The organism is Paenibacillus gansuensis (assembly GCF_042684925.1).
Classification (GTDB): Bacteria; Bacillota; Bacilli; order Paenibacillales; family DY6; genus Paenibacillus_N; species Paenibacillus_N gansuensis.
On sequence record NZ_JBHUME010000014.1, the window covers coordinates 124800 to 137433 of the forward strand.

General features: G+C 46.2%; 11 protein-coding genes. All 11 read left to right on the plus strand.

The window, feature by feature from the left end:
* Positions 1-394: 394 nt before the first annotated feature.
* The 11 genes from ACFSUF_RS20935 (at position 395) to ACFSUF_RS20985 (ending at position 11633) form a co-directional block, all read left to right on the plus strand.
* Positions 395-2689, plus strand: coding sequence for a helix-turn-helix domain-containing protein (locus tag ACFSUF_RS20935; RefSeq protein ID WP_377606227.1), 2295 nt, complete (start codon positions 395-397; stop codon positions 2687-2689).
* Positions 2690-2859: 170 nt separating this feature from the next.
* Complete coding sequence (locus ACFSUF_RS20940) at positions 2860-3825, plus strand: ABC transporter permease (protein ID WP_377606229.1); 966 nt, start codon at positions 2860-2862, stop codon at positions 3823-3825.
* The gene (locus ACFSUF_RS20945; RefSeq protein WP_377606231.1) at positions 3826-4701 is read left to right on the plus strand and encodes a carbohydrate ABC transporter permease; all 876 of its coding nucleotides are present in this window, start codon (positions 3826-3828) and stop codon (positions 4699-4701) included.
* Between the two features lie 54 nt (positions 4702-4755).
* Positions 4756-6294: an extracellular solute-binding protein gene (locus ACFSUF_RS20950; protein ID WP_377606232.1), complete on the plus strand. Its 1539-nt coding sequence runs from the start codon at positions 4756-4758 to the stop codon at positions 6292-6294.
* A gap of 71 nt (positions 6295-6365) precedes the next feature.
* Positions 6366-7220, plus strand: a complete 855-nt coding sequence (locus ACFSUF_RS20955) for a protein phosphatase 2C domain-containing protein (RefSeq protein ID WP_377606234.1) — start codon at positions 6366-6368, stop codon at positions 7218-7220.
* A 14-nt stretch (positions 7221-7234) separates the two neighbouring features.
* Positions 7235-8182: an MTP-1 family protein gene (locus ACFSUF_RS20960; protein WP_377606236.1), complete on the plus strand. Its 948-nt coding sequence runs from the start codon at positions 7235-7237 to the stop codon at positions 8180-8182.
* Positions 8183-8203: 21 nt separating this feature from the next.
* Entirely contained in the window at positions 8204-9268 is a 1065-nt protein-coding gene (locus ACFSUF_RS20965) for a BtaManbiosPhlase (protein ID WP_377606238.1), read from the plus strand.
* A 487-nt stretch (positions 9269-9755) separates the two neighbouring features.
* Positions 9756-9890: a hypothetical protein gene (locus tag ACFSUF_RS20970; protein ID WP_377606240.1), complete on the plus strand. Its 135-nt coding sequence runs from the start codon at positions 9756-9758 to the stop codon at positions 9888-9890.
* A 114-nt stretch (positions 9891-10004) separates the two neighbouring features.
* Positions 10005-10445: an AAA family ATPase gene (locus ACFSUF_RS20975; RefSeq protein WP_377606242.1), complete on the plus strand. Its 441-nt coding sequence runs from the start codon at positions 10005-10007 to the stop codon at positions 10443-10445.
* Positions 10446-10505: 60 nt separating this feature from the next.
* Positions 10506-10790 carry a hypothetical protein gene (locus ACFSUF_RS20980; RefSeq protein ID WP_377606244.1) on the plus strand — a complete coding sequence of 95 codons (285 nt, stop codon included), beginning with the start codon at positions 10506-10508 and terminating at the stop codon, positions 10788-10790.
* Positions 10791-11129: 339 nt separating this feature from the next.
* Entirely contained in the window at positions 11130-11633 is a 504-nt protein-coding gene (locus tag ACFSUF_RS20985) for an AAA family ATPase (RefSeq protein ID WP_377606247.1), read from the plus strand.
* Positions 11634-12634 lie beyond the last annotated feature (1001 nt).

Genomic DNA, 12634 nt, shown 5'->3' on the forward strand with positions numbered 1-12634 from the left:
AGCATGCGACAAGGCAATATGGAAATTGCTTCTGTCGATGCACATGCCGGACGACAAGAACATATACCGATTCAAACCCGCTATGCATGCGGGTCTTTTTGTTTTTCGGACAAGTTCTTGTCGCGGACGAATGACAAGAACGTAACCCTTTTGTCGATGCGCGACAAGAACTTGACCCTATTGTAATAGCTTAATAAACGCAGGAGAAAATCTCTTGATTTTTGCAAAGACAATGCTGCCGCAGGATCGACCGGTAGCCTCTTGCCAAGGAAACTAGGGATGCTTTTTCGTATGCATACCTATCCAAATTCGCTTGCTTGTCTCTTCCCTATTTTTTAAAAAGACATTAGCCCGCATACGCATTATGATATAGAGAGGGAGGGACTCTAATAGTATGATGTTCTTGACACGAATTCGTCATTACCGGGTTTACCGGAGATTAGTTTTATCGTATTTGCTGCTTTCCGTAATCACTGTGACCTTGGTTTCCACGATTCTTTATATGATGTTTTCAGCGAGAGCCGTTGCGGAAATCGATCGTTCGTCCAAACAGGTGCTCGGGCATGTGAGTTATGCGGCCAATGTTGTGCATGAACAGGTAGAGAATATTACCGGCCAGCTGCTGAGCGATAATGAGGTTATTTCCTTTTTGTACGCTAAGGAAGACAATAAGATGGTGAACTATACCGCTAGTCTGTTCCTAGCGAGAATCCAAAGCGTTTATCCTTTTATCAAGAACTTAGGCATATATAATCTGACGACAGGAGCCTATATCGACTCACTGGGACTGCAGCCCGATCAAAGCATGGTGAAAAAAGAAGAAGGAAGCAGCATAGGTTTTTTCCCAAGGAGGGTAGAGTCCGTAAGCGGTAAAAATTCGTACAGGTTGTTAACCTTCAAAATCATTCCCGAACGGTCCTTCACCGAGGCTCCGAAATCGGCAATCGTGGTAGACGTGGATGAATCTTATATTCGAAATACGATGGGGAATATAAGCGCTTCTGCCAAGAACTCGTTAACATTTGTAATGGACGCATCCGGAACTGTGCTGTCCCATTCCATAGCGAACCATTTCATGGAGAACATCTCAAGCCAAGATTATGTACGCAGAATATTGGCGGACTCCGGGAGCCAAGGAAGCTTCGTGCAAAACATTGACGGCCGGAAAGATCTAGTCAGCTATGTGAAATCGGCGGATTTAAACTGGTATTTTGTAAGTGTCCGGCCCTATGCCGAGATGATCTCCAATATTTATGAACTGCGGAATTGGACAATCGCGGTCGTGATACTGCTCCTTTTTGCGGCCGTTGGAGCTTCACTGTTATTTACGGGAAATATATACAATCCCATTAAATCTCTTTTAGAGAAAGTGAGTTCCGGCAGCACCAAGGGACAGCCTGCTTTATTGAAGTTTGACGAGTACGAGCTGTTGACGGATGCATTCACGCAATCCATTGAACATGCAAAGTCGATGGAAACGAGCTTGAATCGTTCCTCCCGTGTGCTGAAAGACAGCTATCTCTCGCATCTCCTTCAAGGGAATGCCAACAAATTGGTGGTTTCTGCGGATATGAAGCGGGAGTGGGAAGGCAGATTTACCGGTCCGTACATAACGGTCATTCTGTTTAAGATTGACTCTTATCGCAAGTTTAAGGAGAGAAATAACGCCTTTGACCGGGGCCTCATCCGGTTTGCAATAAGCAATATCGCGAATGAAGTTCTAAGCAGAAGCTACACAGCCGATGCGGCTAACATGGAAGAGGACGAGATCACGATCATCATTCAATCGGATATTGAACGTATCGATGATGGCTTGTGTCTGATAATCGGGGAAATTCAGGATGCGGTCCGAAGTTACTACAAGTTAAGCCTTTCTGCAAGTATTGGTGACAGCTGCAGTGCTCTTAGTGAAATTAACGATTCCTACAAGTCTGCGCAAAATTATATGAGATCCCGGCTCTTCCTGGGGCATGGCTGTATTGTAAATGAGGCTTTGATGATCCATCCTGAGGAGCCGGCGGACCGTTACCCTTCATCGGTGGAAAAAAGACTAATCGATGCCGTTAAAATGTGCCGTCAAGACACGATAACGACAGAGATATCCGAATACCGTTCTTATTTATCACGTTGTTCTTATGTCCATGCCATCCAATACACAAATTTTCTTGTGCTAAGCATTATTAAAGAGTTTGAATACATTACCGAATGGTGGAGCGTAGACGCCGAACAGCTGTATCGGACTACGGATGATCTTCGGGAAGTGGAAACCCTGGATGACATTGAAAACATGATCGCAGGATTATGCTTCGCCATTGTGAATAACCTGGAAGAGCATAAGAAAAATACGACTGTGTTCAAAAACGCAAAAATTGTAGAAGAAATTCATCAATTCGTTCAAGAGCAATTTGCGGAACACGGCCTTTCGCTGGAAGCGGCTGCCCATAAAGTTGGATTCTCGTCCGGTTATGTCGGCAAGCTCTTTAAAAGCATGACAGGCACTACCTTCAATGATTATGTGACGCATATACGAATGGAACGGGCGAAGGTTCTGCTTGCCACGACAACGTTACCCATCGCACAGATCGGGGAAGAGGTGGGAGTCTATAACGTGCCCTACTTCACTACGCTGTTCAAAAAGAAGTATGGCATGACCCCGTCCCAGTATCGGGAACGCGCTGTAAAAGAATGAATGAAAAGCGATGAAGCGCGATTTTTCGCGGCTTGATCGCTTTTTTAATAGTGAGATCTTGATTTTGAAACCGGATTTCGGATAAGTGAAAGCATTTCCGATAGTCGAAATTTACAGCATTTCTCCCTTCCGTTATGATTCAACCATCGAACAAGGGAAGGAGTGCTGTCATGAAAACGGTGCAGCAACCTAGAAATCAAACATCCATATCAGGCAAACCGAACACCGGTTTCTTGCGGGAACTATTCAGAAATCGTTATTCGTACTTGTTAGTCCTGCCGGCTATGATTTACGTATTTATTTTTTCTTACGCAACTTATCCGTATTTGCTGATCGCTTTCCAAAGATTTAATTACCAGAAGGGCTTATTCCACAGCGAATGGATCGGACTTGAGAATTTTAAGTTTTTCTTCTCGTCCAACGACGCGATCCTGGTGACATTAAACACCATTAAATTAAATGTACTGTTTCTGGTGTTCGTCACGTTCTTCGCCGTTGTTATAGCGCTGTTGTTCAATGAAATACGGAATAGGGTTTTTATGAAATTTGCCCAGACGACGATGATTTTTCCCAGCTTTCTGTCATGGATCATTGTCAGCTACATGATGTACAGCCTGTTTACGATGGATTACGGTATCATCAATCAGGTGATTCAGGCTTTTGGCGGGGAACCGGTGAACTGGTATTCGACAGCCAAAGCCTGGCCCGCGATTCTGGTCGGAATGAAAATATGGAAAGAAGCAGGGATGGCTTCTATCATCTATCTCGCCTCGATTGCCGGCATTGACGGCTCGCTGTATGAATCTGCCGACATAGACGGAGCTACCCGGTGGCAGAAGATGACCCGCATTACGCTGCCTTTGATTGCTCCTACGATTGCGATCTTGACTCTGCTCAATTTAGGCAAAATCTTTTATGGGGATTTTGGCATGATTTACGCCATCATCGGGGATAACGGGGTGCTCTATCCGACCACGGATGTGATCGATACTTATGTATTCCGCGCTTTACGCCAAATCGGAGATCCTTCCAATGCAGCCGCGGTGGGGTTGTTCCAATCCACGGTAGGATTGCTTCTTGTTGCCGTAGCGAACTGGATCACCCGCAGGTTTTTCAAGGAAGGGGCGCTGTACTAAATGAGAGAGAAAAGATCCAGCTTAGGCACAGCCGCTATTTATACTGCCTTAACCTTATTCTCCGTCGCCTGCCTGCTGCCGATGCTGCTCACGCTTATGGTTTCCGTCACGGCTGAGGACAGCATCATCAAGAACGGATACAGCCTCTTTCCGGAGAAGCTTTCACTCGACGGCTACAGGACTATATTCGTCAACGGTTCGCTTATCTTCAAGGGATACTTGATTTCTATCACGGTTACCGTTGTCGGTTCCTTGCTGGCTCTGCTGATTACGGCTTTAGCCGCGTATCCGATGTCTAATCCGAATGTGAAATACCGTAATGCCATTGCCTTGTACTTCTTTATTACGATGCTGTTTAACGGTGGGCTGGTGCCTTGGTACTTGATGAGTACCAAATTGGGGTTGACCAACAACATCCTCGCCCTCATCGTGCCTACGCTAATGTTCAATGCCTTCAATATGTTTTTAGTGAAGAATTTCATGGAAGGCCTGCCCGGCGCTCTGCGGGAATCCGCTTATATCGACGGGGCGACAGATCTGAGGGTCGCATTCCAGATTTATATGCCTTTGTGCGTGCCGGTTCTGGCCACGGTTGCCCTATTCTATGCATTAGGCTATTGGAACGATTGGTTCAACGCCATCATGCTGCTGGACAATAAAGATTTGTATCCGCTGCAGTACATTCTGTTCCAGCTCCGTTCCAACATTCAAATGCTGGAGATGCTCCCGACGGGAGCGGATTCGGGATACACGATGCCGGCGGAATCGGCCAAAATGGCTACCGTCATCCTTACGATCGGACCGATCGTTTTCCTGTATCCTTATTTACAGCGTTATTTTGTAAAAGGTCTCGTTGTTGGTTCGGTAAAAGGCTGATATATCCCTCATTGAGGCGTATATACATCATTCATTTCTAAGGAGAGGGTCAAATTGAAGAAAGCATCCTTAATTCTTTTATGCAGCATTATATTTATCGTACTGATGGCAGGCTGCAGCGGCGGCGGAAACCATGCGTCAAATAACGCCGCAAACGAAACACCGGGCAATAACGGGGAAGGGCCGAAAGCCAAAACGGTTACGATTAAGTACGTTCTTCCAGGTACGGAGCCCAAGGAATGGCCTGCGGTGCAGGAAGCGGTAAACAAAAAGCTGTTGCAGGACGGCGTTAATCTCCAAATTGAGAAAGAATACATCGATTGGGGTGCCTGGGAACAAAAGATTAACTTGAAACTTTCCACAAACGAGAAATTCGATCTATTCCATGTCATGAACGACTGGGTCAGCCTGGCGAATTACGCAGGCAGGGGCGCGCTGAAAGATATTACTGCGGAAATCGAACAATACGGCCCTAATTTGAAAAAAGTGATTCCTACGTCGGTATGGAGTGGGGTTACGAAGGAAGGCAAAGTCTATGGCATTCCGTCATACTGGTATGAATCCGCAGTAGACGGTTCCATCACCATTAATAAATATTTGCTGAATAAAGCAGGCGTGACCACACCAATTACGAACCGCCAGCAGCTGCTGGATGCGATGGAACAGGTGAATCAGAAACTGAACATGAAGCTGACGATTCCGCTCCGTGGCGGTACGGCGGGCCCTGCAGATATTTTCCAGCGCACCTATGATCAATATCCTTTCACAGTTAGAGACAACATCGCTTTCATCGGTGAAGACGGCGTCGTCAAAAACTGGGTGGAAACCGATGAATTCAAGCAGGACGCCGCTTGGTTCCGTCAAGCTTATCAGAAGAAACTGGTTCATCCCGACGTGCTTACAGTGAAACAGGAACAAATCGAGCAGCAAATCAAATTGGGCCAATATGTAATGACATTAGGTACGCCGAACAAGCTTACGGATATTCGGAAAACTTATCCTGACATTAAAGATGAAGATGTGGAACTGATCCGGCTCAATCCGGAAAAGCCCCGTTACCGCATGGTTAACGCGAAGAACATTAATGTTGTCGCGGCAAACAGCGAACATCCTGCGGAAGCGGTAAAGTTTTTGAACTGGTTATACGACAATCAGGACAATTATGATCTGTTCATGTACGGCATTGAAGGCAAAACGTACAAAAAGATAGGGGACAAAGGCTTGGAAATGATAATTGACCCCAAAACGAATACGCCGTTGTATTTGCAAGAGGATTGGATGATCGGAAACCTGAACTTTATCCGCGTCGACCAAAATCTGTTATCTGCGACCAGAGAGCTGTATAAGGCGGATACTGAAGCGAAAAACTTCTTCGCGGCGGACTTCTTCTTCGATCCGGCTCCGGTGAAGGCAGAGATGGCTAACGTACAAGCGGCGTTCACTTCCGACGTTTCACCGATCTACCGCGGTGTTCAGGATTATGACAAGTATATTAAAACCGCGCAGGATAAGTTGAAAGCAGCGGGCATCGAGAAAGTGCTTGCCGAATACCAGAAACAATTGGATGCATACAAAGCAACATTGAAATCATAAATCATTCCGAGCGGCCCCTAGCAATTAGGGGCCATTCTACCGGATCGAAGTGTATTGAGGTGGATGCCAAGATGAAGATAGAGAAGTATTCCGTTAAAGGAAGCAGTCCATGGAATGAAGACGGCCTGATTGTGATGGATGAGGAGCAGGTTTACGGTGTTGTTGACGGTGCGACTTCTCTTGTTCCTTTCTCGGGGGCAAACGGGGAGACCGGTGGCTATTATGCGGCAAGCATTGTCATGGAAACGGCCAAACGGATTTTAACGGAACAAAGGCAGGGAAACGCTCCGCTCCATGACATCCTTATTAAAACGAATCGCGCGCTGCATGAGGCGATGGTAAGGCATGGAATGGATATGAGCAAGAAAGAAGAGCTATGGAGTGCGGGCGTCCTTCTTATACGAATTGGCGAAACCGGAATCGAATATGCGCAAGCGGGGGATTGCATGCTGACGGCCATATATGAAGACGGAATCATCCGGGTTATTACACGCGACCAATTGTCGCATGTGGACCGGGAAACCTACCGGCTTTGGGCGGAAGGGGCAGCGGCCGGCATGACAGCGCGCGATCAGCTGTGGAACTATGTGAAGCCGCAAATCGTAGGCGGACGGCAATCGGCGAATACTTCTGCAGGGTATGGTGTATTGAACGGACAGCCGGAGGCAGCCGATTTTTTGGAGTATGGGCGTATCAACCGGATCAACCTGAAAGCATTGCTTCTGATGACTGATGGATTGTATGTTCCGAAACGTGCGGGAGAAACGCTGTTTGATGCGGCTGAAGCGGCAGCCCTGATCGACCGGATGGGCCTGGAATCTTACGCGGAATGGCTCATTGAAATGGAAGAAAGCGATCCTGACTGTCTTGTCTATCCGCGCGTTAAGAAATCCGATGATAAAACAGCAATATGGATTGAGCTGTAGAAAGGAGCCAGATCATGGCTAAGTTGAAAAAAGGCGCTGTGAAAACTTGCAGTGAGCTGCTGCAGGAATATGAATCATCACAAAAGTCCGTTTTTCATCCGGAAAAACTTATTTTTCAGGGCGTAGGCAAAAACGATGTCTATAATATATCCGCCCCTTTCGAGGATGAAGGTGAGCTTGTCATTGCCGGGAGAGTGGAATCCAGAGACAGCGAGCAATCGAGCATCGTGTTCTTCACGGAGCAGGACGGGGTTTGGACTCCGCGTGAAGGCGGGTCTGTGCTGACACTGCAGGATCCTTTTTATACGAAAATCGGGGGCGAACTCGTTCTCGGAGGTGTACAGATTTATCCGCATCCGGAGCGTGATGGTGCGCTTGCATGGCGTACCGTATTCTACAAGGGGACGCAAATTTCCAAGCTTGAGCCTTTCTTTACGGGGCCTGACGGAATGAAGGATCTGCGGATCATGGAACTGCAGGACGGAAGTATCGCCGTGTTCACAAGACCACAGGGCGACAAAGGGGGCAGGGGGAAAATCGGCTATTCTCGCGTTGCCTCTTTGGAAGCGTTGTCCATTCAGGTTATTGAGGATGCGCCATTGTTAGACGGCCAGTTCACCGATGAGGAATGGGGAGGCGCCAATGAGCTTCATCTGCTGAAGAATGGCCTGATTGGTGTACTGGGGCATATCGCCTGCTTCGACGAGCAGGGAGGCCGTCACTATTATCCCATGGTGTTCGCGTTGGATCCGGAAACAGGCCGGCATTCGGATATGGAGCTTATTGCCGTCCGCAATCGGTTCCTTCCTGGTGCCGCCAAGAGAAGCGATCTGGAGGACGTCGTCTTCAGCGGCGGCTTGGTACGTAATGCCGACGGTACAGCCTATTTTTATGCAGGCATTAGCGATGCTGAAGCACACCGCATGGGGATTGCCGATCCTTTTATCAAATTTGAAACTTGATCACCTAAGGAGCGCTTAAACATGAATATATACCGTTATGAACAAAACCCGCTCATTACACCTGCCGACGTAACACCCTATCATGAAGGTTATGAAGTGATAGGCGCATTCAATGCCGGAATCGCTAAATATAACGATGAAGTGCTGATGCTCCTTCGTGTGGCGGAGCGTCCCGTCAGCGGAGATCCTGCCGTCGTGAAGGCGCCGGTTTACAATCCGGAAACGAATGCAGTGGACATCGTGGAGTTTCGCACGGACGACCCGCGCTACGATTTCTCGGATCCGCGTGTGGTAAGAGATGTAAGGGAGTCCACCGGGTTTGCTTACTTGACTTCCCTTTCTTATATCCGAATAGCGCGGAGCAAAGACGGTCGGCATTTTACATTGGACGCCGCACCGTTCGTCTATCCGAGCAATAGGCTGGAAACGTTCGGCATTGAAGATCCGCGTGTCACGCAAATCGGAGAGACGTATTACATTTATTTTTCAGCAGTTTCGCCTGTAGGCATCGGGGAGTCCATGGTATCTACGAAAGATTTCGTAACTTTTACACACCATGGGATGATCTTCGGTCCGGATAATAAGGACGTTCTGATCTTTCCGGAACGGGTGAACGGCAAATACTACGCTCTGCACCGTCCTACTGTGAAGAGTACCGGTTCTCCGGAAATCTGGATTGCGGAATCGGACAATCTGCTGTATTGGGGGAACCATAAGCATTTGGCCGGCCTCCGGCAAGACATGTGGGACAGCGGCCGTATAGGCGGCGGAGCGGTACCTATCCGTACGGAACGAGGCTGGCTCGAGCTCTATCACGGTGCGACGAAAGAGCACCGGTACTGTATGGGAGCTCTGCTGCTTGACTTGAAGGATCCGTCAAAGGTCATCGGACGATCGGATAAGCCGATTTTGGAGCCAGAGGCGGAGTATGAGAAGAACGGATTTTTCGGTGATGTCGTGTTTTCCTGCGGAGCACTCGTAGAAGGCGATGTTGTAAAAATGTACTACGGTGTCGCGGATACCTCGATGGCCTGCGCTGAACTTAGCCTGCAGGAGATCTTGGACAGCTTGGGAACGCGGTGGTAGAGTCGAGCGCAGCGGCAAGTCGTTAGTTTCCAAGGGCGGAGACTTTATTAGCCCAGTGAATAATAAACCAGGAAGTAAACGTCAACACGTTAACATTGCAAACACCTTAATCAAGGGGACTTACATATTTTATATATCTATTATGTAAAGTCATATCTATTTGAACTACCGTTATCCGTTAGCGGAACAAAGGGCTGCTACATGGCAGCCCTTTTAGTTTTGGACTAATGTTTCAACTAACGGGACACGCTAGTTCAAATCTATCCAGGAGCAGTTTACCGTCGAAGAAGAAAGAAAAAAATTAATATACATAAGTGTCGGACGACAAGAGCATACACCGATTCAAACCCGCTATGCATGCGGGTCTTTTTTGTTTTTTCGGACAAGTTCTTGTCGCGGACGAACGACAAGAACTTAACCATTTTGTCGATGCGCGACAAGAACTTGACCCTATTGTAATTGCTTAATAAACGAAGGAGAAAATCTCTTGATTTTTGCAAAGACAACAACATTATTCGCTTTACAGCCCGTCGATCAGTTGCCTTTACAGCCGGCGGCTCGGGCGGGCGTGCTGCCGACCGAGATTAAGCTTTGGAAAAAGAACTATAGCGAACAAAGATAGAATCGTATACTGAATACTTTCGGTATATCATTGTCCAATCGTCACTTGTATAAATCCAAGGAAGATGGGCAAGCGTAGAAGCATCAGTAGATATCCACTCAAAGGTGAATGAGGATGGAATGCGTTTTATTTATCGGTATACCGGCTTCCGGTAAATCCACGTTTTACAAGGAAAGGTTTTTCCATACCCACGTGCGGATCAATTTGGATCTGTTACGGACCCGGCACCGGGAATCGATCTTTCTGGCTGCAGCATTCATGGGAAAGCAGCCGTTTGTCGTGGATAATACGAATCCGACTCCCGAAGACCGCAGACGTTATATTGAGCAGGCCGCAGAGCAGGGGTTTCGCGTTGTCGGCTACTATTTCATTCCTGATGCTGAGGAGTCTTTGGTTAGAAACGCAGGGCGAAGCGGCAAGGCGCGTGTGCCGGAAATAGCCGTCAGAAGCATATTGAAGAAACTTCAGGAGCCTCAATACGGTGAAGGGTTTCATCAACTATACCGAGTGACATCCGCTGAAGGTCAATTCTTTGTGGAAGAGATACCGCATTAAAGCTTATGAGAATGCACAAATATGGAAACCATATGGCTACAAAGGATGGGGTGATGGCGATTGTGGAGGATTAAAGCCCGACATGTACGTGATGCCGATGGAGGAACCGCCGCTCTTGAGCTTGAGTCCGAAGACGGGCGTTTGGATGTAAACGTTCGCTGGGATGGCTGCATGGAAATTCATGTTTTTTCGCAGACGGAAGAAAACCGCGAATTAAGCGATACGTTTCATACCTGCGACCTGAAAGGATTCATTGAAGCAATGAGCTCTTTGGATCAGACATGCCGCGATTATTTCAAAGAGGGAAGCTACTGGGAACGTGATACGGACGAAGCTGCGGACTGAGTCTTGTTGCGAGGACGAGGGATCAACAGGCGAAGGGGGAAGACAAAATGTCCTCCCCTTTATTTTCACGGGCGTAAATGGATTATACTCAGACTTTCGCTTGAAATAACTGGATTTTCCCTGGAAGGTTACGCATTACACTGTGCAGTGCACAGCTAAAAGGTAGTTTAAGCTAACTGGGAACGTGTAAATAAATTAAGTTAACGAGGCTGCTGCGAATATGTACGGCAACCTTTGTTGAAGTCACGGGCAGTAATGTTAAATATAAACTTTCACTATACAACATTTGGTTTTTCCTCTAAGGTAAGAAAAAAATGGAATTCCCAAGGGGAGAAACCAATGGACAAAAAGATACCTTTGTTTATAGTGACAGGTGCAAGTGGTGTAGGGAAAACAACAGTTATTAAGAATCTAAGAGGATTATTACCAGAAGTCGATATTTTCGAAATTGATGCTATTCATGAATTTGTCGGAGACGACTGGAACAGAATCCAAAATATTTGGCTTCGTGTTGCAAGAAATATAGCCGAAAGTGGACGAATATCTATAATATGCGGAACAATGATGCCGTGGGATGCTGAAAAGTGTGAGGATTATCAATACTTCAAGAATGTTTACTTTTTGAACTTACATTGTGACGATGAAACCCGTGAATTACGATTACGTGCAAGGAATTGGTCGGAGAACATGATTCATGAACATAAATCCTTTGCAAATTGGTTGCTCGAGAATGCTGATAAAGCATATACACCACCAATGCCTACTGTCGATACTTCTAAAACGGAGGTATATGAAGTGGCTCTTAAAATACGTGAATGGGTACGTGGACATATCATCAATTAAGCTAACTGGTAGATAACGTAGTGAGCATAAACGTTTCCCGTATATGGAATAGATGGTGTTATATGATTAAGGAAAAATTTAAAAGGGGATTCGGAATGTACACTCATCCAGCTGCCTTGCGTTCAGTATTAAATCCAAAATACTTGGAGTACTGTCTTAGCACTGGCTACGCGGATTAAATGACACGTGTAGGATTCGTACATCTAGTGGATTTTACATTCTTCGTGTTTATCGCCGTTCCATCGACGAGAATGATGTTGCTTATGAGTTATCCTTGTTAACTCGGTTAAAAGATATGTTGCACTCAGCGTCCACAAATGTATCCGAACCCATTGCCAAGAAAGATAACAGTTTTTACACCGTAGTAAATGCGCCAGAAGGTGAAAGAGTTTCTGTAATTTTTCGCTATCTGACGGGCACTGAGAATATTCTTCATGACGAGAAATCGTGCTTTTGGAACGATGACGAAAGGGCCTCAGTCTAAAACTTACCGACTGTCGACTGACAAAAACATAGTATCATAAAAACCCGCGTATTTAGCGGTTTTTTTATTTTATGAATACAAGTTCTTGTCAAAAGAAATTGACAAGAACTTGTGTTCATTCCCGGTTTTTGACAAAAACATGCAACGTTTCTCGCTAAATATTCCTTACCAACAGATCGAGTTATTGCATTTTAGTCATATCGTTTTTGCCTTATACCTTATCAATTTAACTTCCGTAAGACTTTTACAGACGGACCATTCTTATAGTCTTCGTTAGACTAGGTAAATAAAGACTGAGTAAATAAAGTATTTTCTGAGTGCTTAGGCTAAGATAAGTCCCCTGTTTAAGCACTACATGCTACCGGCGTACGTTCTTTTATATGTAATTGGAAATGGAATATAATGAAGAAGGTGTAGCCCAAGCGAAGGCGCGGGAGCGTCCTTATTATTGAACTAACGGGCAGATTAGTTATAACAAAACTCTTCCCAAAATAAGGGATTTCATTTGATATAATCA